The following is a 19,738-nucleotide window of genomic DNA, read 5'->3' as shown; positions in this document are numbered from 1 at the left end:
GATCAATCGTTCCGGCGAGATCGAAGTGTTCGTGCGCGTCGTCGAAGCCGGCAGCTTCTCGGCGGCGGCACGGGCGCTGCGCATGACGCCGTCGGCAGTGAGCAAGCTGATCGCGCGGCTGGAAACGCGCCTCGGCGCGCGGCTCATCAATCGTTCGACGCGCAAGCTGCAACTGACACCCGAGGGAAGCGTCTTCTACGATAGCGGCCTACGCATCCTGGCCGATATGGACGCGGCAGAGCGCGAAGCGGCGGCAGGCGCCGCGCCGCGCGGCAGGCTCAGGGTCAACAGCTACGTGCCTTTCGGCCAGCACAGGCTGATGTCGCTGTTGCCGCGATTCCTGGAGCGCTATCCCGAGATTTCGGTCGAGGCGGTGCTGACCGATAATGTCATCGACCTCCTGCAGGAGCGCGCCGATGTCGCCATCCGCGCCGGGCCGCTGCGCGAATCACGGCTGGTGGCGCGCAGGCTTGGGCAGAGCCGGATGGTGCTGGTGGCCGCCCCTTCCTATCTCGAAGCACAAGGCACGCCGCGCGCCCTGTCCGATCTTGGACGCCACAACATGCTGGCTTTTGGATTCGCACGCCACATGGACGGCTGGCCGTTCGTCGATGCGTCGGGCGCTTCGATCCTCGTCCCGGTTGTCGGCACCCTGACGCTGACCGATGGCGAGGCGATGCGGCAGACGACGGTCGCCGGGGCCGGCATCGCCAGGCTGGCGCGCTGGCATGTCCAGCCCGACATCGATGCCGGCCGCCTCGTGCCGCTGCTGGAAGACTTCAATCCGGGCGATCTCGAACCGACGCATGCCGTCTATGTCGGCCAGGGCAAGCATCTGCCGGCCCGCGTGCGGGCCTTCCTGGATTTCCTGACCGAGAGCGTACGGCTCTGACGAAGCTGAGCGGACCACCCGTCAAGGTGGCAGCCGACAGAAGGTCGGTTCGACAAGCCGTCAGCGGCGGGATATCCTGTCTCGATCACAGGCGCCTGGACGCCCAGATGACACCGGGAGCATCGGCAATTCGGGAGGTGTGAACTGGTCCGCTTGTCCTTTGTCAGAGCCTGCCTGTTCGCCACACTGGCATGGTCGCTTATCCCCGCAGTCTCCGTGGCGGCAGAGGTCGCGAAGACGGCCGCGCCTACCCCAAACGGTCAGAATGACGAGGTCAGACAGTTTCTTGCGGTGGTGCTCGCGCAAACCGAGGATTTCTGGGGCGCTGCATTCAAAGCGGCTGGTGGACTGCCGTACGAAGAACCCAAGCTGGTCCTGTTCACGGGCATGATCCTGACGGCCTGCGGACCTGCTTCAGGAACGTCATACTGCGCGCAGGATCACAGGATTTATCTCGATCCGGCTTTCCCCGATCTTCCGCAGGTCGCCACGGCCGGCGACTTCGCCAAGGCGCTCATTGTCGCCCGCGAGGTTGGGCACCATGTGCAGAACATCGCCGGGCTCCCTCACCTGAAAGCAGCCGGCGACAGTCAGGAAGACGCCATCCTCCGTTCGGAACAGGTTGAGCTTCAGGCCGATTGTTTCGCCGGACTGTGGAGCCATTACGTGCAGGATCAACACCTGCTTGAAGACACCGATCTGACGGAGGCCAGGAACCTGCTTCGATCTCTTGGCGACGATCGGGTCGACAATGTTTCCGCAAGCCCGACGGCAAGGAGATACGGCACGTCCGAGCAGAGGATCCGCTGGTACGACAGGGGCCTTGCCGGCAAAGCGATCGCCGACTGCGACACGACGGAGAATCCGCTTTGATGAGGCGCGGAAAACCGCGCGCCGAAAGGCGCGCGGCTCTCCGAAAAATCGCACCGAGCTAAGCCGGATTACGCTTTTGGCGTGAACGGCGCGGGGCGGCGGCCTGCCGCCTGCCGCTCGACCATCCAGCCGGGGTACTCCGAAGGCAGGGCGCTGACCTCATCCAGTCTGGCGAGATCGTCGGCATCGAGCTTCAGGCTCGTGGCGGCCAGGTTCTGCTCCAGCTGGTCCATGCGGCTGGCGCCGATGATGACGCTCATGACGAAAGGTTTGGCCAGCACGTAGCCGAGCGCCACCGTGGCAACGCTCACATCATGCTTTTTCGCGATCTCGCGCATGACGGCGACGGCTGCCCAGGCGCGGTCCTCGTTAACCGGCGGGAAGTTGAACGAGGCACGGCGGCCTTCGCCATTGCCGGGCGCGCCGGGGCCGTATTTGCCCGACAGCAAGCCGCCGGCCATGGGCGACCACACCATCAGGCCGAGTTTTTCCTCGTTGATCAGCGGCACGATCTCGCGCTCGAGGTCGCGGCCGGCGATGGAATAATAGGACTGAATGGTCTCGAAGCGGGCAAAGCCCTTGCGGTCGGCGATGCCGAGCGCCTTGGCGATGCGCCAGGCCTGCCAGTTGGAGACGCCGACATAGCGCACCTTGCCGCTGGCGACGAGATCATCGAGAGCCCGCAGCGTCTCGTCGATCGGTGTCACCGCGTCGGTGCCGTGCAACTGGTAGAGATCGATATGGCCGGTCTGCAGCCTTTCCAGGCTGGCGTCGACCGAATCCATGATGTGGCCGCGCGAGGAGCCGCGGTCGTTCGGCCCGTTGCCCATGGCGCCATGGACCTTGGTGGCGATGACGACATCGGAGCGTTTGATGCCGAGGTCCTTGAGCGACTGGCCTAGAAGTTTCTCGGACTCGCCGAAGGAATAGACATCCGCCGTGTCAAAGAAATTGACGCCGGCGGCGATCGAGCGGCCGACGATCTCGTTGACGCCCTTCTGGTCGAGGCTGGCGATGAGGCCCCACTGGGCATTCTGGCCGGCGGCGCCGAAGGTCATGGTGCCGAGGCAGAGTTCGGAGACGAATAGCCCGGTATTTCCAAGCTGGTTGTAACGCATGGCGAAGGCTCCAGGAGAGTGCTGATGACGCAATTCAAATAGGAACGGTGCGTTTCGTTTCCAGCACTGGCATAATGAACCTCTCAAGCTGGCACTATAGGTCCGTCAATTGTCGGTGGGCTACGAAGTAAATGTTACCCGCGCTGACTGGGAGCCGTGATTTTCACTTCGTCATCCACGGGCGGAGCAGCCGCGAAGCGGCGTCGCGAAGACCCGAGGATCCATGCCGCGACCCTGCTGACGGCTGCAACGGAGCAGAATTCTGGACCGTGGCGACGCTTCGGAGTCCCGGCATGGATCCTGGGGTCTGCGCCGCGTCGCTTCGCTCCTTGCTCCGCCCCAGGATTACGATGACGAAGGACTATCGGCTGCCGAAGATCGCCGAGCCCACCCGCACGCTGGTGGCGCCGAAAGCGATGGCGGTCTCATAGTCGCCGGACATGCCCATCGACAGTTTTGCGACGCCGGCCTCGCGCGCCAGCTTTTCCAGCAGTGCGAAATGCGGGCCGGGGTTCTCGTCTGCGGGCGGAATGCACATCAGGCCTTCTATGGCCAGTCCGTGGACCTCACGGCAGCGCTTGACGAAGGCTACCGCCTCGCGCGGCTCGATGCCGGCCTTCTGCGGCTCGGAGCCGGTGTTAACCTGGACATAGAGCTTTGGCGCACGGCCTTGCCTGGACATCTCCCTGGCGAGTTCGGCGGCGATCTTTTCCCGATCGACCGTCTCAATGACATCGAACAGCGCCACGGCATCCTTCGCCTTGTTCGATTGCAGCGGGCCGATCAGATGCAGCTCGATATCGGGAAATGCCTGCTTCAGGCCAGGCCATTTGCCCTGCGCTTCCTGCACGCGGTTCTCGCCGAAGACACGCTGGCCGGCCTCGAGGACAGGGCTTATGTCGGCGGCCTCGAAGGTCTTGGAAACCGCCACCAGCGTCACCGCGCCGGCCTCGCGGCCCGCCTCCCGCTCTGCGGCGGCGATCTTCGCCCTGACCGCGAAAAACTGCTGAACCGTGTCGCTCATATGCAAATCCCGCTGTTTTGACCCGCGTTTTTGTCGGACGCGATGCCCATATGGTTGACGGGTTTGCCAAACCATGGTGAACACCCGGACCACATCCAATGAACTGCCGGGCCTTTGCCCGCAGTCCGCCTGCTTTTAAGTGAAAAACGTCCCATGGCAACCGAACGATACAATCCGCGCGCGTCAGAACCCAAATGGCAGAAGGCCTGGGCGGACAAGAAGCTTTTCGAAGCAAGCAATGACGACCCGAAGCCCAAATACTACGTGCTGGAGATGTTCCCCTATCCGTCGGGGCGCATCCACATCGGCCACACGCGCAACTACACGATGGGCGATGTGGTGGCGCGCTACAAGCGGGCCAAGGGCTTCAACGTGCTGCATCCGATGGGCTGGGACGCCTTCGGCATGCCGGCCGAGAACGCTGCCATGCAGAACAAGGTCCATCCCAAGGAATGGACCTACCAGAACATCGCCACCATGCGCGAGCAGCTCAAGGTCATGGGCCTGTCGCTGGACTGGGCGCGCGAATTCGCCACCTGTGACGTCGATTATTACCATCGCCAGCAGATGCTGTTCCTCGACTTTGTCGAGAAGGGGCTGGTGACGCGCAAATCCTCCAAGGTCAACTGGGATCCGGAGGACATGACCGTGCTCGCCAACGAGCAGGTCATCGACGGCCGCGGCTGGCGTTCGGGCGCGCTGGTCGAACAGCGCGAGCTGACGCAGTGGTTCTTCAAGATCACCGACTATGCGCAGGACCTGCTGGATTCGCTGGACGGCCTGAACGAATGGCCGGAAAAAGTGAAGCTGATGCAGCAGAACTGGATCGGCCGTTCGGAAGGCCTGCTGGTGCGCTGGCCGCTGGCGTCGGACGTTGCCGGCGAGCATGAGCTGGAAGTCTATACGACGCGGCCCGACACCATCTTCGGCGCTTCCTTCATGGCGATCGCGGCCGATCACCCGCTGGCAAAGAAGGCCGCGGAAACCAATCCCGAGCTGGCCAAGTTCATCGACGAAGTCCGCCACATGGGCACCTCGGTGGCGGCGCTGGAGACAGCCGAGAAGAAGGGCTTCGACACCGGCATCCGCGTCGTCCATCCGTTCGACGACAGCTGGACGCTGCCTGTCTATGTCGCCAATTTCGTGCTGATGGAATACGGCACCGGCGCCATCTTCGGCTGTCCGGCACACGACCAGCGCGATCTCGACTTCGCCAACAAATACGGCCTGCCGGTGGTTCCGGTGGTGATGCCTGAAGGCGCGGACAAGGCGACCTTCCAGGTGATCGATGTCGCCTACACCGATGACGGCTCGATGATCAATTCGCGCTTCCTCGACGGCAAGTCGCCTAGCCAGGCCTTCGACGAAGTGGCAAGGCTGCTGGAGCAGAAGACGATCGGCAACCGGCCGATGGCCGAGCGCAAGGTGAATTTCCGCCTGCGCGACTGGGGCATTTCGCGCCAGCGCTACTGGGGCTGCCCGATCCCGATGATCCATTGCGAGGATTGCGGCGTGGTGCCGGTGCCGAAGGCCGATCTGCCGGTCAAGCTGCCGGACGATGTCGATTTCGACCGACCGGGCAATCCGCTCGACCGTCATCCGACCTGGCGGCACGTGAAGTGCCCGCAATGCGGCAAGGATGCGCGCCGCGAAACGGACACGATGGACACGTTCGTCGATTCGTCCTGGTATTTCGCCCGCTTCACGGCGCCTCATGCGCATGAGCCGACCGATCCCAAGGCCGCCAATGAATGGCTGCCGGTCGACCAGTATATTGGCGGCATCGAGCATGCGATCCTGCATCTGCTCTATTCGCGCTTCTTCACCCGCGCCATGCGCGAGACCGGCCATGTCGACCTGGCCGAGCCGTTCAAGGGCCTGTTCACGCAAGGCATGGTGGTGCACGAGACCTATCGCGCCGGCTCGGCCTCCAGCGGCCGCTGGCTGGCGCCGACCGAGGTGCGGCTGGAGGGTGTCGACGGCGAACGCCGTGCCGTCGAGATCGCGACCGGCGAGGCCGTGACGATCGGCCCGCTGGAGAAGATGTCGAAGTCGAAGAAGAATACGGTCAGCCCGGAGGATATCACCGACGGCTACGGCGCCGACACCGCACGCTGGTTCATGCTGTCGGATTCGCCGCCCGAGCGCGATGTCGAATGGACCGACGATGGCGCCGCCGGCGCGCACCGCTTCATGCAGCGCATCTGGCGGCTGGTGTCGACCGCCGCCGAGACGCTGGCCGGCGTCAAGCCCACCGCAGCCGCGGATGGCGAGGCTGGGGCCGTCTCCAAGGCCGCGCACAAGATCCTGAAGGCGGTCGGCGAGGACATCGAGAAGCTCGCCTTCAACCGCGCCATCGCCCGTATCTACGAGCTGGCCAATGCGCTGACCGCGCCGCTCAACGAGGTGGCCGAAGGCAAGGCCGATCCGGCATTGCGTGGCGCCTGCCGCCAGGCGGTGGAAATCCTGGTGCATCTGATCGCGCCGGTCATGCCGCATCTGGCCGAAGAATGCTGGGAGACGCTGGGCGGCACCGAACTGGTCGCCGAACGACCGTGGCCCGTCTTCGATCCGGCGCTGGTCATAGACAACGACGTCACCTATCCCGTGCAGGTCAACGGCAAGAAGCGGGGGGATTTGACAATTGCCCGCGACGCGGATCAAGGTGCGGTCGAAAAAGCGGTATTGGCTCTCGACTTCGTGCAGAAAGCACTCGAAGGTAAGGCTCCGCGCAAGGTGATCATCGTGCCGCAGAGGATCGTCAATGTCGTTGCCTGATCGGGAAAAGACAGAGCGGAGCGGTTTGCTGCGCCGCATCGCGCTTGCCAGCCTGATCGGCTCGCTGGCAATGGTTTCGGCCTGCACGGTGCGGCCGCTCTATTCCAACGCGCCGCTGTCGACAGGCTCGACCGCCAATGCCGAGCTGGCGTCGATCGCCGTCAAACCGGTCAAGACGCGCTATGCCCAGCAGGTGCGCAACAATCTGGTCTTTGGATTTGGACGCGGCGCTGGCGAACCGGCCTCGCCGCTCTATTCACTCGATCTCAGCGTGGCCGAAACCGTGGAATCCTCCGCCCTCGTTCAGGTCGGGACCGACGAGGACGAGCCGACCGCCGGTTCGGTGACGCTGACCGCCAGCTACACGCTGAGCGACATGAAGACCGGCGTTGTCGTCTCGGTGGGCAAGCGGGCGATCACCTCGTCCTTCGACCGGCCGCGGCAGGAGTTTGCCGCATACCGCGCGCAGATCGATGCCGAGAACCGCGCCGCGCGTGAACTGGCCGAAGCGCTTCAGCTGTCGATAGCTCAGGATCTCGTGCGCCACGGCAAGGCCGCCAGCTAATCTCCTCGACCTTGTAACGGTTCGACCCTGGCTCTCGCCGGGGTCGATTCTTTGTGGCCGAGATATTGCTCTCTGCCCGGTCCGTCGCCGGACGATTCCTGGCGAATCCGGTTTGTCGATAGGCCTTCGAAAAAAAATTCGGTTGCCCCGGTACGGGTCGCGGGAAGCAACTGTTAACCACTCGCTCCCTATTGCTCAACAGACATTTCAGAGTGAGTCTTGAGCATGGAATCCAGGCGTTTTCCTCGGGTCAATTCTTCCAACATGGCTTCGCCCGACAATCCCGAGGGACAGCGTTTCAGCCGCAGGAGCGACAAGGAAGAGGGTCAGCGCGCCGGAGCGCCCAGGCCAGGTTTCTCACCACCTCCCGTCGACCTTGGCGGCAATGAAAGCCCCGCCTGGCAGGATTATTTCTTCCTGGCTCCCAATGTCCGGTTCACACGCACACCGGACTACGAGCCCAGGCATCGCCAGCCTCAGGACGAAGCCGCCAGGCAAGAGGCCCTCGAGCCGCCTCCGGCGGAACAAACCCGGCCTGGCACGATCGCACATCATGGACAGCCGCCGGTTCGCGCCGCCCAGCCGCAGCGTGACGATCAGAGATCGCGGGGCGCCATGACGACCACGCCGCCGGCTGCTCCTGCAACGGCACCAGCGGCGGTCGTCGCCAATGGCGCGCCGGTCACTGCCGCCACCTCCGAAAAATCGCGGCGGCCTTACCTTTCGGATCATGCCTTCTTCGAGGGGTTGGCGCCGATCCTGGTCGATGTGGCGTCGCCGGTCCGTCCGATCTCGCGTGCACCCGTCGCGGCTCCGTCAGCCGTCGTTCGAGCCGATGTCGCGGCCTCTCCGCCGGCCGACGTGACCGCATTGTTCCGTGTCATAGAATGCCGCCCGGACCGGGCATCGCCCGTCCTGCCGGAAGTCTTCCCGGCCAACTCGAACAAGGCAACCACTGAACCGCCTCATCTTGCGGGCAAGCCAGCTCGGCAGCCGCGGACGGTGGCCGCGCCTGCTATTGCCGCCGAAAACGCCTCCGCCGCGCCAGCCGTGCAACGCCCGGAGGAAACCCTTCCGGCCGCCGCTGGGCGCGGGGCTCCCGCGCTACCCATGGCCGGCAAGATCGCGCAGCCGGTGACGGGCGAAGGCTATGAGCTTCCTTCGGAAGAACTGCTGCAGCAGCCGCCGGAAGGGCAGGGATTCTACATGTCGCAGGAGCGGCTGGAGCAGAATGCCGACCTTCTGGAAAGCGTGCTGGAGGATTTCGGCGTGCGCGGCGAGATCATCCATGTCCGTCCCGGCCCTGTCGTCACCCTCTATGAGTTCGAGCCGGCGCCGGGCGTGAAGTCGTCGCGCGTCATCGGTCTTGCCGATGATATCGCCCGCTCCATGTCGGCGGTCTCGGCTCGCGTCGCCGTCGTGCCCGGCCGCAACGTCATCGGCATCGAACTTCCCAACGAGACCCGCGAGACCGTCTATTTCCGCGAGCTGATCGAATCGCAGGGTTTCCGCAAGACCAGCTGCAAGCTGGCGCTTTGCCTGGGCAAGACGATCGGCGGCGAGCCGGTCATCGCCGAACTGGCCAAGATGCCGCATCTGCTCGTCGCCGGCACCACCGGCTCAGGCAAGTCGGTCGCCATCAACACCATGATCCTGTCGCTGCTCTACAGGCTGAAGCCCGAGGAATGCCGGCTGATCATGGTCGACCCCAAGATGCTGGAACTGTCCATCTATGACGGCATCCCGCATCTTCTGACGCCTGTCGTCACCGATCCCAAGAAAGCCGTCACAGCGCTGAAATGGGCGGTGCGCGAGATGGAGGACCGCTATCGCAAGATGGCGCGGCTCGGCGTGCGCAACATCGATGGCTACAATGAGCGCGCCGCCACCGCCCGGGAAAAGGGCGAGACGGTCGTCATGACCGTTCAGGCAGGCTTCGAGAAGGGCACGGGCGAGCCGCTGTTCGAGCAGCAGGAGATCGACCTGGCGCCAATGCCCTACATCGTCGTCATCGTCGACGAGATGGCTGACCTGATGATGGTTGCCGGCAAGGAGATCGAAGGCGCCATCCAGCGCCTGGCGCAGATGGCGCGCGCCGCCGGCATTCATCTGATCATGGCCACGCAGCGCCCGTCGGTCGACGTCATCACCGGCACGATCAAGGCCAACTTCCCGACCCGCATCTCCTTCCAGGTGACGTCCAAGATCGACAGCCGCACCATCCTTGGCGAGCAGGGCGCCGAACAGCTGCTCGGCCAGGGCGACATGCTGCACATGATGGGCGGCGGGCGCATCGCGCGCGTCCACGGCCCCTTCGTCTCGGATGCCGAGGTCGAGCATGTCGTGGCGCATCTCAAGGCGCAGGGCCGGCCCGAATATCTGGAAACCGTGACCGCGGACGAAGACGAGGAAGAGGAAGAAGTCGACCAGGGCGCGGTCTTCGACAAGGGATCCATTGCCGCCGAAGATGGCGACGCCAGCTATGACGAGGCGGTGAAGGTGGTGCTGCGCGACAAGAAGTGCTCGACCTCCTACATCCAGCGGCGGCTCGGCATCGGCTACAACAGGGCCGCCTCCCTGGTCGAACGGATGGAAAAGGAAGGGCTGGTCGGTGCGCCCAACCATGTCGGCAAGCGCGAGATCATGGCGGGCAAACGTCCGCCGGCCCCGGCGACCGACAATGATGGCTCGGACTGACCGGAAGTTCGAAGGATGCGCTCTCGCGACAGCTTCGCGTAGCGCCAATAAAAAAAGGCCGGGCGACCGGCCTTTTTTCATTGTTGAGTGCTGAACGGCTCAGCCGATCTTCTGGCCGGTCTTGGCCCAGTCGGCGAGGAAGGTGGCGAGGCCCTTGTCGGTCAGCGGATGGTTGACCAGCGCCTTCAGCGTCGCCGGCGGCGCGGTGACGACGTCGGCGCCGATCAACGCCGCCTGCTTGACGTGGTTCACCGTGCGCACCGAGGCGGTGAGGATCTCGGTCTGGAAATCGTAATTGTCGTAGATCTGCCGGATCTCCTGGATCAGTTCCATGCCGTCCGAGCCGGTGTCGTCGATGCGGCCGACGAAGGGCGAGATGAAGGAGGCGCCGGCCTTGGCGGCGAGTAGCGCCTGGTTGGCCGAGAAGCACAGCGTGACATTGACCATGCGGTTCATCTGGGTGCGGATCGTCTTGCAGGCCTTCAGGCCGTCCAGCGTCAGCGGCACCTTGATGCAGACATTGGGGGCGATCTTGGCCAGCACCTCGGCCTCGGCCATCATGTCCTTGTATTCGGTCGCCACCACTTCGGCCGAGACCGGGCCTTCGACGATGTCGCAGATCTGCTTGGTGACATCGGCGATCTTGCCGCCGGACTTCAGGATCAGCGACGGATTGGTGGTGACCCCGTCGAGCAGCCCGAGATCGTTGAGCTCACGGATGTCCTTGATATCGGCGGTGTCGACAAAAAATTTCATGGCGGGTCTCCTGACGATTTCGTCGTGCTTGGGAAGGCACGTTCAGCGTTGCTCTTTGATCTAGACCAAAGTCGGGGCAAGGTCACGCCTCATGATGGAAGATTCGCCCTTTGTCGCGGCAGCGCCGGTGCTGGTGCCGATGCCCGCCGAACGCCCTTACACCTATGCCGTGCCCGCTGGCATGCGCGTCGTGCCGGGTTCGATCGTGCGCGTGCCGCTCGGGCCGCGCCAGGTCGCCGGCATCGTCTGGGATGGCGTGGTCGAGAAGGTCGACGCCAGGAAATTGCGTCCGATCGAACAGGTTTTCGATTGCCCGCCGATCGACCGCGCCATGCGCCGCTTCGTCGACTGGGTGGCGCAATACACGCTGTCGGCGCCGGGCATGGTGGCGCGCATGCTGCTCAGGGCGCCGGAAGCTTTCGACCCGGAGCCTTGGATAGAAGGACTGAAGCGGACATCTCTCGTTCCCGACCGGATGACGGATGCGCGCTCGCGCGTGCTGGAGACGGCCGAGGGCGGGCTCGCCTGGACCCGCTCGGGGCTGGCGCATGCCGCCGGCGTTTCCTCGACGGTGATCGAGGGGCTGAAGGCGCAAGGCGTGTTCGAGACCGTGATGATCCCGCCGCGCCCGGTGGTGGCCGCGCCCGACCCGAGCTATGCCGTGCCGGAATTGATGCCGGACCAGAGCGATGCCGCATCGATGCTGCGCGCCAATGTCGCGGCCGGCGTCTTCAATGTGGCGCTGCTCGACGGCGTCACCGGTTCGGGCAAGACCGAGGTCTATTTCGAAGCGGTCGCGGCAGCACTCGACCAAGGCAAACAGGTGCTGATCCTTTTGCCGGAAATCGCGCTCACGCATGCCTTCCTCGAACGCTTCCAGCGTCGCTTCGGCGCCAAGCCGGCCGAGTGGCACTCCGACCTGCCGCCGAGAATGCGCGAAAAAGTCTGGCGGCAGGTCGCCGAAGGCGGCGTACGCGTTGTCGCCGGTGCGCGCTCGGCGCTGTTCCTGCCGTTCAAGGAGCTTGGCCTGATCGTCGTCGACGAGGAGCACGACCCCGCCTACAAGCAGGAAGACCGTGTCTTCTACAATGCGCGCGACATGGCGGTGGTGCGCGGCCATATCGCTGGTTTTCCCGTGGTGCTGGCCTCGGCGACGCCTTCGGTCGAGAGCCGCGTCAATGCCAGCCAGGGCCGCTATGCCAGGGCCGTGCTCTCCGCCCGTTTCGCCGAGGCGGCGCTTCCCGATCTCAAGTCGATCGACATGCGCCGCGCGCCGCCGGCACGCGGTGGTTTCCTGTCGCCTGTTCTGCTCGACCATATGCGCAGGACGCTGGAGAAAAAGGAGCAGTCGCTGCTGTTCCTCAACCGGCGCGGCTATGCGCCGCTGACGCTGTGCCGGGTTTGCGGCCATCGTTTCAGCTGCCCGGTCTGCTCGGCCTGGCTTGTCGAGCATCGTTTTCGCGGCCAGCTGGTTTGCCACCATTGCGGGCACAATGAGCGCCGCCCCGAAGCCTGTCCGGAATGCGGCACGCTCGACCATCTGGTTGCCTGCGGCCCGGGCGTCGAGCGCATCGCCGAGGAGGTCGTGACGCATTTCCCGGATGCCCGCACTATCGTGCTGTCGTCGGACCTGATGGGCGGCGTCAAGCGGCTGCGGCTGGAGCTGGAGGCGATCGCCGACGGCGAGGCCGACATCGTCATCGGCACGCAGCTCGTCGCCAAGGGCCACAATTTTCCCAACATGACGCTGGTCGGCGTGGTGGATGCCGATCTCGGCCTTGCCAATGGCGATCCACGCGCCGCCGAGCGGACGTTCCAGCTGCTCAGCCAGGTGACCGGCCGAGCCGGCCGCACCGGCAAGAAGAGCCTTGGTCTGCTGCAGACCTTCCAGCCCGAGCATCCGGTGATGCGGGCGATCATTTCCGGCGATGCCGAAGCCTTTTACGACCGCGAGATCGCGGAGCGTGAGCGGGCGGCGCTGCCGCCTTTCGGCCGGCTTGCCGGTGTCATCGTCAGCGCTGTGACGAGGGCTGAAGCGGAGGGTCATGCCCGCGGCCTGCGCCGCGCCGCGCCCGAGTCCAGCGATCTGTTCGTGCTAGGGCCGGCCGAGGCGCCCTTGTCGCTGCTCGGCGGCCGGCACCGCTTCCGCCTGCTGATCCAGGGCGAGCGGCGCGCGGACATGCAAGGCTTTATCAGGGCCATGCTGGCCGAAGGGCCGAAGGTGAGAGGTTCGGTCAGGGTTCAGGTCGACATCGATCCGCAGAGCTTTTTGTAGTGGGAGCTCCTCAGATGTCCCCATTGAACGGATTGAGATAAGCCACACCAAGGGTGGCAAAGTGCCGGACATTGGCTGTCAGCACGGAAAGATCGTTCAAACGAGCAGTCGCGGCGATCAGGACATCCGCCAAACCCGGATTGAAGCCGCGTGCGATGGTCGCATCCTCCAACTGCCCGGCCTCTCGGGCAACGGCTGAGTCGACCGGAATGATGCGTTGATCGAACTCCTGGACAAGTCGTCCGAACCAAAGCGTCAACCGGTCCGCTTTTGCCGTTCCGCCGGATCGCATCAATCTCGCAATCCCTCTTTCCACCTCCAGAACGACAATTGACGACATGTACCAGGTTCCCTGTTCGCGCTGTTCGGCAACCCATTTTTGAACAGGATGCGGGAGTGAAGGACGATCGGGCGCGAAGGCTGAAACAAAGGATGTGTCGAGCAGGTAGCCGTTCAAAGTTCGACGTCCCGCGACGGCGATTCGTTGCGCTCAAGCTCAATGCCGCCGGGATACTGCAGCAGAAAGTCCACAAAGTTCCTTTGGGTATCTTGCGGATAAAGCTTTCGCCCCTCTTCGATTGGAACGACCATTGCAGTCGGTTTGCCATGCCTGGTGATGATTGTGGGCTCACCGTTCCCAGCAGCCTCGACGAGAGCCGACAGCCCTGCCTTGGCCTCCCGAAGTTGCATCGATTTCATGGCAGAGTCTCCTTGTGGTCCCATGTGGTCACAATATAGGAATTGCACAGGAATAGGAACAGTCCACATGAAAACCCTTGGCCTCATCGGCGGCATGAGCTGGGAATCGACCGCGATCTATTATCGCCTGCTCAACGAGATCGTGCGCGAGCGCCTCGGCGGGCTGCATTCGGCGAAACTACTCGTCTGGTCGTTCGACTTCGCCGAGATCGCCGAACGGCAACACCATGGCGACTGGGACGGCGCCGGCAAGCTGCTGGCCGATGCGGCGCGCAAGCTGCAGGCGGGCGGCGCCGAAGGGCTGCTTCTGTGCACCAACACCATGCACAAGCTTGCCGACCAGGTGCAGGCGGCGGCGCCGATACCGCTGATCCACATCGCCGACGCCACAGCGGCCGCAATCCAGCATGCCGGTTTGCGGCGCCCGGCCCTGCTGGCGACGCGCTTCACCATGGAGCAGGATTTCTACAAGGGGCGGCTCGCTGACAAATTCGGATTGCAGCCGGTGGTGCCGGACGCGCCCGGCCGCGACATGGTGCATCGCGTCATCTATGACGAACTCTGTCAGGGCATCGTTACCGAGGCTTCGAAGGCGGCCTATGTCGCGGAGGCCGAACGCCTGCGCCGGGAAGAGGCCGCCGACAGCATCATCATGGGCTGTACCGAAATCACCATGCTGATCGGCCAGCCGGATTTCGATATCCCGGTCTTCGACACGACGCGCATCCATGCCGAAGCGGCGGCGGACTTCGCGCTCGGTTGATGCGCTCCTGCTAAAGTGCTCGATGCCATCTGGCGCGTGGTGTTTCCTCGGCTAGAATGCCCGCAATCAAAACAGGCATTTCGAGGGGACGAGATGGATTTTGCGCTTCCGTGGCCGACAAGCCAGGGCGAATGGCTGGCGTGGTCGAGCGCTGTCGTCACCGTGTTGCTCGGGCTTCTGTTCTTCCTGGCGCCGGGTCTGGCCTTTCGCATCCTGCGCCTGCAGGCGAAGCCCGAAAAGGCGGCGGCGATCGCCGAGGGACGCGGCCGCATGTCGGGCTTCTATCTCGGCGTCGGCCTGTGCTGCATCCTGCTGGCGCAGCCACTGGTCTACATGGCGCTCGGCTTCTCCTGGCTGTTCACCGCCTTCGGTCGTCTGCTGTCGATGATGTCGGATGGCGCCAACACGCCTTTCAACTGGGTTTCCATCGTAGTCGAACTGGCGCTCGCCGCCTTGCCGCTCGCCTTTGCCTTCGGCTTTGTGCCCTGAATCGCGGGCTATTGCTGCGCGCGAGACGCCGATCTTTCGCCGGATGCGACAATAGTGCCTGAAAACCATGCGGAACGACGCATTGCGGTCTTAAAATGCCTGTGCTAGACGGCAATCGACTTTCGGCCGGGGATAGCGGAAGCCGCGCCTCCGTGCTTGAAAAAATGCAGTAAGGTCAAAGATTTAGCCAGAGTTTTCGCTCGCGCCAACAATCTGCGGCCTGTCAGACAAGAGAAAAGACGGTCCGTGGCTCAATCGTCATCGCCAATCTCAGGTGTCGCAGAACGCTATGCCGGTTCGCTGTTCGAACTGGCATTGCAGGCAAATTCGGTGACCAAGGTCGAAGCCGACCTCAATAGTTTCGAGGCATTGCTTTCGGGCAGCGCCGACCTGACCCGGCTGATCAACAGCCCGGTGTTCTCCAGCGAGGACCAGGCCAAGGCCATCGCGGCGATCGCCGACAAGGCAGGGATCACCGGCCTGACCGGCAATTTCCTGCGTGTCGTCGCCCGCAATCGCCGCCTGTTCGCTGTGCCCGGCATGATCAAGGCGTTCCGCCAGATCGCCGCCGAGCACCGTGGCGAGACCGCTGCCGAGGTGACGTCGGCCCATGATCTGACCGCCGCCCAGCAGACCGAACTCAAGGCCGCGCTGAAAAGCGTTGCCGGCAAGGACGTGGCCATCTCCGTCACCGTCGATCCGTCGCTGCTCGGCGGACTGGTGGTCAAGATGGGCTCGCGCCAGATTGATACGTCGCTTAAAACCAAACTCAATTCGCTCAAGCTTGCACTGAAAGAGGTCGGCTGATGGACATCCGCGCCGCGGAAATTTCCGCAATTCTGAAAGACCAGATCAAGAATTTCGGCAAGGAGGCTGAAGTCTCCGAAGTCGGACAGGTGCTGTCCGTCGGTGACGGTATCGCCCGCGTCTACGGCCTCGACAATGTCCAGGCCGGCGAAATGGTCGAATTCCCCGGCGGCATCCGCGGCATGGCGCTCAACCTCGAAGCCGACAATGTCGGCGTCGTGATCTTCGGCGCCGACCGCGACATCAAGGAAGGCGACACCGTCAAGCGCACCGGCGCCATCGTCGACGTTCCCGTCGGCCCGGGCCTGCTCGGCCGCGTCGTCGACGCGCTTGGCAATCCGATCGACGGCAAGGGCCCGATCAAGGCGACCGAACGCAAGCGCGTCGACGTCAAGGCGCCCGGCATCATTCCGCGCAAGTCGGTGCATGAGCCGATGTCGACCGGTCTCAAGGCCATCGACGCGCTGATCCCTGTCGGCCGTGGCCAGCGCGAGCTGGTCATCGGCGACCGTCAGACCGGCAAGACCGCCATCATCCTGGACACGATGCTGAACCAGAAGTCGGTGCACGACAACGGTCCGGAAAAGGAAAAGCTCTACTGCGTCTACGTCGCCGTCGGCCAGAAGCGCTCGACCGTCGCGCAGTTCGTGAAGGTGCTCGAAGAGCGCGGCGCGCTGGAGTACTCGATCATCATCGCCGCGACCGCTTCGGATCCGGCGCCGATGCAGTTCCTGGCGCCGTTCGCCGGCTGCACCATGGGCGAGTATTTCCGCGACAACGGAATGCATGCGCTGATCAGCTATGACGATCTGTCGAAGCAGGCCGTCGCCTACCGCCAGATGTCGCTGCTGCTGCGCCGCCCGCCGGGCCGCGAAGCCTATCCGGGCGACGTCTTCTACCTGCACTCGCGCCTGCTCGAGCGCGCCGCCAAGCTCAATGACGAGATGGGCAATGGCTCGCTGACCGCCCTGCCGGTCATCGAAACCCAGGCCAACGACGTGTCGGCCTACATTCCGACCAACGTGATCTCGATCACTGACGGCCAGATCTTCCTTGAAACCAACCTGTTCTTCCAGGGCATCCGCCCGGCGGTGAACGTCGGCCTGTCGGTGTCGCGCGTCGGTTCTTCGGCGCAGATCAAGGCGATGAAGCAGGTTGCAGGCTCCATCAAGGGCGAGCTCGCGCAGTACCGCGAAATGGCGGCCTTCGCGCAGTTCGGCTCGGACCTCGACGCCGCCACGCAGCGCCTGCTCAATCGCGGATCGCGCCTGACCGAACTCCTGAAGCAGCCGCAGTTCTCGCCGCTGAAGACGGAAGAGCAGGTCGCCGTGATCTTCGCCGGCGTCAACGGCTATCTCGACAAGCTGCCGGTCAATCAGGTCGGCAGGTTCGAGCATGGCCTGCTCAGCCACATGCGCGCGGCCGGCAAGGACGTGCTCGACGGCATCCGCAAGGAAAAGGCGCTGTCGGACGATCTGCGCGCCAAGCTGAAGGCAGAGATCGACGCTTTCGCCAAGACTTTCGCCTGAGCGCGACAAGACGGGATCAGGTTTGAAGCATGCCTTCATTAAAAGACCTTCGTAACCGTATCGCCTCGGTCAAGGCGACGCAGAAGATCACCAAGGCGATGCAGATGGTCGCCGCGGCGAAGCTGCGCCGTGCGCAGGAGGCCGCGGAAGCGGCGCGCCCCTATTCGGAGCGCATGGGTTCCGTGCTGGCCAACATCACCCAGGCCATCGGCGGCGGCGGCGATGCCCCGGCGCTGATGACCGGTACCGGCAAGGACGACGTGCATCTGCTCGTGGTCTGCACCGCCGAGCGCGGCCTGTGCGGCGGCTTCAATTCGCAGATCTCCCGCCTTGCCCGCGACCACATCCGCCGGCTTCTGGCCGACGGCAAGCAGGTCAAGATCATCTGCGTCGGCAAGAAGGGTTTCGACATCCTGCGCCGCGACTATGCCTCGCTGATCCTCGAACGCGTCGATCTGCGCGAGGTCAAGACGCTCGGCTTCGTCAATGCCGATGCGATCGCCCGCAAGGTGATCCATCTGTTCAACGAAGGCGCCTTCGACGTCTGCACGCTGTTCTATTCGCAGTTCAAGTCGGTGATCAGCCAGGTGCCGACCGCACAGCAGATCGTCCCGGCCGCAGCTCCCTCGGCGCAGACCGAGGCTGCCGACGGCGCCAGCGCCGTCTACGAATACGAGCCGGAGCCGGGCGAAATCCTGTCGGACCTCATCCCGCGCAACATAGCGGTGCAGATCTTCCGCGCGCTGCTTGAAAACGCGGCGGGCGAAATGGGCGCCAAGATGAGCGCCATGGATAATGCGACGCGCAACGCCGGCGAGATGATCAACAAGCTGTCGATCACCTACAACCGCCAGCGGCAGGCGCAGATCACCAAGGAACTGATCGAAATCATTTCGGGCGCCGAAGCGCTCTAGGCGCGGTCCGCGGGTTGAAGTCCCGCGACCGGACCGCGTGAAAACAAAGGACGAGAAGGGTAAAGACGATGGCGAAAGCAGCGACCCCCAAGACAGCGGCCCCGAAGGCCGCAGCCCCAGCGAAGGCGGCAAAGGCTCCGGCAGCGGCAGCGAAGGCGGCTCCGGCCAAGGTAGCGGCAGCGCCGGCCAAGGCCGCCGCGGCCAAGAGCTCGGCCGTGGCCAGCAAGGCGACTGGCGTGGTCGGCAAGGTCCGCCAGGTCATCGGCGCCGTCGTCGACGTGCAATTCGGCGATCATCTGCCGCCGATCCTGAACGCGCTCGAAACCACCAATGTCGGCAACCGGCTGGTGCTCGAAGTCGCCCAGCACCTGGGTGAAAACACCGTGCGCTGCATCGCCATGGACTCCACCGAGGGTCTGGTGCGCGGCCAGGAAGTGCGTGACACCGGCGGCCCGATTTCGGTGCCGGTCGGCCCGGGCATGCTCGGCCGCATCATCAACGTCATCGGCGAACCGGTTGACGAAGAAGGCCCGGTCGCCGCGACCGAAATGCGCTCCATCCACCAGCCGGCTCCGGCGTATGTCGAGCAGTCGACGGAAGCGCAGATTCTGATCACCGGCATCAAGGTGCTCGACCTGCTGGCGCCCTACGCCAAGGGCGGCAAGATCGGCCTGTTCGGCGGCGCCGGCGTCGGCAAGACCGTGCTGATCCAGGAACTGATCAACAACATCGCCAAGGCCCACGGCGGCTACTCGGTGTTCGCCGGCGTCGGCGAGCGCACCCGCGAGGGCAACGACCTTTATCACGAGTTCATCGAATCGGGCGTCAACAAGAAGGGCGGCGGAGAAGGCTCCAAGGCTGCCCTGGTGTACGGCCAGATGAACGAGCCGCCGGGCGCCCGCGCCCGCGTCGGCCTCACCGGCCTCACCGTCGCCGAATATTTCCGCGACCAGGGCCAGGACGTGCTGTTCTTCGTCGACAACATCTTCCGCTTCACCCAGGCGGGTTCGGAAGTGTCGGCGCTGCTCGGCCGCATCCCCTCGGCGGTGGGCTATCAGCCGACGCTCGCCACCGACATGGGCGCGCTGCAGGAGCGCATCACCTCGACCAACAAGGGCTCGATCACCTCGGTGCAGGCGATCTACGTGCCGGCCGACGACTTGACCGACCCCGCGCCGGCCACCTCGTTCGCCCACTTGGACGCCACCACCGTGCTGTCGCGCCAGATCGCCGAGCTCGGCATCTACCCGGCGGTGGATCCGCTCGACTCGACCTCGCGCATCCTCGATCCGCGCGTCGTCGGCGACGCCCATTACAAGGTCGCCCGCGAAGTCCAGCAGATCCTGCAGTCCTACAAGTCGCTGCAGGACATCATCGCGATCCTGGGCATGGACGAACTGTCGGAAGCCGACCGCCTGACCGTCGCCCGCGCCCGCAAGATCCAGCGCTTCCTCAGCCAGCCGTTCGACGTCGCCCAGGTGTTCACGGGCTTCCCGGGCGTGCAGGTCCCGCTCGAGGAGACCATCCGCGCGTTCCAGGAGATCGTCGCCGGCAAGGCC

17 protein-coding genes are annotated in these 19,738 nt (G+C 64.3%); 12 read left to right on the top strand and 5 right to left on the bottom strand.

Translation table 11 applies throughout. The features are described 5' to 3' along the window. Window position 1: 1 nt before the first annotated feature. Both J0I79_RS28565 and J0I79_RS28560 read left to right on the top strand, forming a co-directional pair. Complete coding sequence (locus J0I79_RS28565; RefSeq protein ID WP_292867202.1) at window positions 2-892, top strand: LysR family transcriptional regulator; 891 nt, start codon at window positions 2-4, stop codon at window positions 890-892. A 216-nt stretch (window positions 893-1,108) separates the two neighbouring features. Then, entirely contained in the window at window positions 1,109-1,765 is a 657-nt protein-coding gene (locus J0I79_RS28560; protein ID WP_292867199.1) for a neutral zinc metallopeptidase, read from the top strand. Between the two features lie 68 nt (window positions 1,766-1,833). On the opposite strand, the gene J0I79_RS28555 is transcribed toward J0I79_RS28560, so the two are convergent. After that, the gene (locus tag J0I79_RS28555) at window positions 1,834-2,883 is read right to left on the bottom strand and encodes an aldo/keto reductase (protein WP_292867197.1); all 1,050 of its coding nucleotides are present in this window, start codon (window positions 2,881-2,883) and stop codon (window positions 1,834-1,836) included. A gap of 361 nt (window positions 2,884-3,244) precedes the next feature. Continuing rightward, a complete protein-coding gene (locus tag J0I79_RS28550) occupies window positions 3,245-3,907 on the bottom strand; it encodes a YggS family pyridoxal phosphate-dependent enzyme (RefSeq protein ID WP_292867195.1) in 663 nt (220 codons plus the stop codon). Between the two features lie 153 nt (window positions 3,908-4,060). Between J0I79_RS28550 and leuS the strand changes: the two genes are divergently transcribed. The 3 genes from leuS to J0I79_RS28535 all read left to right on the top strand — a co-directional run bounded on the left by leuS (window position 4,061) and on the right by J0I79_RS28535 (window position 9,947). Beyond that, window positions 4,061-6,685, top strand: coding sequence for a leucine--tRNA ligase (gene leuS / locus J0I79_RS28545; protein WP_292867192.1), 2,625 nt, complete (start codon window positions 4,061-4,063; stop codon window positions 6,683-6,685). Further along, entirely contained in the window at window positions 6,672-7,250 is a 579-nt protein-coding gene (lptE, locus tag J0I79_RS28540; RefSeq protein WP_292867190.1) for an LPS assembly lipoprotein LptE, read from the top strand. The genes leuS and lptE overlap by 14 nt, the downstream gene beginning before the upstream one ends. A gap of 225 nt (window positions 7,251-7,475) precedes the next feature. Beyond that, complete coding sequence (locus J0I79_RS28535; RefSeq protein ID WP_292867187.1) at window positions 7,476-9,947, top strand: DNA translocase FtsK; 2,472 nt, start codon at window positions 7,476-7,478, stop codon at window positions 9,945-9,947. Window positions 9,948-10,046: 99 nt separating this feature from the next. On the opposite strand, the gene fsa is transcribed toward J0I79_RS28535, so the two are convergent. Further along, window positions 10,047-10,703 carry a fructose-6-phosphate aldolase gene (gene fsa, locus J0I79_RS28530; protein ID WP_172348037.1) on the bottom strand — a complete coding sequence of 219 codons (657 nt, stop codon included), beginning with the start codon at window positions 10,701-10,703 and terminating at the stop codon, window positions 10,047-10,049. Between the two features lie 91 nt (window positions 10,704-10,794). On the opposite strand from fsa, the gene J0I79_RS28525 reads away from it, so the two are divergent. Further along, complete coding sequence (locus J0I79_RS28525) at window positions 10,795-12,978, top strand: primosomal protein N' (protein ID WP_292867181.1); 2,184 nt, start codon at window positions 10,795-10,797, stop codon at window positions 12,976-12,978. A 10-nt stretch (window positions 12,979-12,988) separates the two neighbouring features. Here the strand turns inward: J0I79_RS28525 and J0I79_RS28520 are convergent, their stop codons facing one another. Then, the gene (locus J0I79_RS28520; RefSeq protein WP_292867178.1) at window positions 12,989-13,435 is read right to left on the bottom strand and encodes a type II toxin-antitoxin system VapC family toxin; all 447 of its coding nucleotides are present in this window, start codon (window positions 13,433-13,435) and stop codon (window positions 12,989-12,991) included. Then, window positions 13,432-13,677, bottom strand: coding sequence for a type II toxin-antitoxin system Phd/YefM family antitoxin (locus tag J0I79_RS28515; RefSeq protein ID WP_140702565.1), 246 nt, complete (start codon window positions 13,675-13,677; stop codon window positions 13,432-13,434). The genes J0I79_RS28520 and J0I79_RS28515 overlap by 4 nt, the downstream gene beginning before the upstream one ends. A 67-nt stretch (window positions 13,678-13,744) precedes the next feature. Here J0I79_RS28515 and J0I79_RS28510 point away from each other — a divergent pair, with 67 nt between their 5' ends. From J0I79_RS28510 to atpD, 6 genes are all read left to right on the top strand, one after another. Then, window positions 13,745-14,440, top strand: a complete 696-nt coding sequence (locus tag J0I79_RS28510; protein WP_292867174.1) for an aspartate/glutamate racemase family protein — start codon at window positions 13,745-13,747, stop codon at window positions 14,438-14,440. 93 nt (window positions 14,441-14,533) lie between these two features. After that, the gene (locus J0I79_RS28505) at window positions 14,534-14,929 is read left to right on the top strand and encodes a DUF4345 family protein (protein WP_258588732.1); all 396 of its coding nucleotides are present in this window, start codon (window positions 14,534-14,536) and stop codon (window positions 14,927-14,929) included. A 246-nt stretch (window positions 14,930-15,175) separates the two neighbouring features. Further along, a complete protein-coding gene (locus tag J0I79_RS28500) occupies window positions 15,176-15,736 on the top strand; it encodes a F0F1 ATP synthase subunit delta (protein WP_292867169.1) in 561 nt (186 codons plus the stop codon). Then, window positions 15,736-17,265 carry a F0F1 ATP synthase subunit alpha gene (gene atpA / locus J0I79_RS28495; protein ID WP_292867167.1) on the top strand — a complete coding sequence of 510 codons (1,530 nt, stop codon included), beginning with the start codon at window positions 15,736-15,738 and terminating at the stop codon, window positions 17,263-17,265. Before J0I79_RS28500 ends, atpA begins: the two co-directional genes overlap by 1 nt. Before the next feature lie 29 nt (window positions 17,266-17,294). Then, entirely contained in the window at window positions 17,295-18,179 is an 885-nt protein-coding gene (locus J0I79_RS28490) for a F0F1 ATP synthase subunit gamma (RefSeq protein ID WP_292867165.1), read from the top strand. A 68-nt stretch (window positions 18,180-18,247) separates the two neighbouring features. Continuing rightward, on the top strand, window positions 18,248-19,738 hold a 1,491-nt coding region (atpD, locus tag J0I79_RS28485), incomplete at its 3' end, for a F0F1 ATP synthase subunit beta (RefSeq protein ID WP_292867163.1).

This window comes from Mesorhizobium sp. (assembly GCF_017306585.1).
Lineage (GTDB): Bacteria > Pseudomonadota > Alphaproteobacteria > Rhizobiales > Rhizobiaceae > Mesorhizobium.
This window is presented reverse-complemented; position numbering and strand designations above follow the sequence as displayed.

Coding starts and splice junctions, on each gene's coding strand:
- J0I79_RS28555 (WP_292867197.1), bottom strand. CDS start 2,883: ATGCGTTACAACCAGCTTGGAAATACCGGGCTATTCGTCTCCGAACTC.
- J0I79_RS28550 (WP_292867195.1), bottom strand. CDS start 3,907: ATGAGCGACACGGTTCAGCAGTTTTTCGCGGTCAGGGCGAAGATCGCC.
- leuS (WP_292867192.1), top strand. CDS start 4,061: ATGGCAACCGAACGATACAATCCGCGCGCGTCAGAACCCAAATGGCAG.
- lptE (WP_292867190.1), top strand. CDS start 6,672: ATGTCGTTGCCTGATCGGGAAAAGACAGAGCGGAGCGGTTTGCTGCGC.
- J0I79_RS28535 (WP_292867187.1), top strand. CDS start 7,476: ATGGAATCCAGGCGTTTTCCTCGGGTCAATTCTTCCAACATGGCTTCG.
- fsa (WP_172348037.1), bottom strand. CDS start 10,703: ATGAAATTTTTTGTCGACACCGCCGATATCAAGGACATCCGTGAGCTC.
- J0I79_RS28525 (WP_292867181.1), top strand. CDS start 10,795: ATGATGGAAGATTCGCCCTTTGTCGCGGCAGCGCCGGTGCTGGTGCCG.
- J0I79_RS28515 (WP_140702565.1), bottom strand. CDS start 13,677: ATGAAATCGATGCAACTTCGGGAGGCCAAGGCAGGGCTGTCGGCTCTC.
- J0I79_RS28510 (WP_292867174.1), top strand. CDS start 13,745: ATGAAAACCCTTGGCCTCATCGGCGGCATGAGCTGGGAATCGACCGCG.
- J0I79_RS28505 (WP_258588732.1), top strand. CDS start 14,534: ATGGATTTTGCGCTTCCGTGGCCGACAAGCCAGGGCGAATGGCTGGCG.
- atpA (WP_292867167.1), top strand. CDS start 15,736: ATGGACATCCGCGCCGCGGAAATTTCCGCAATTCTGAAAGACCAGATC.
- J0I79_RS28490 (WP_292867165.1), top strand. CDS start 17,295: ATGCCTTCATTAAAAGACCTTCGTAACCGTATCGCCTCGGTCAAGGCG.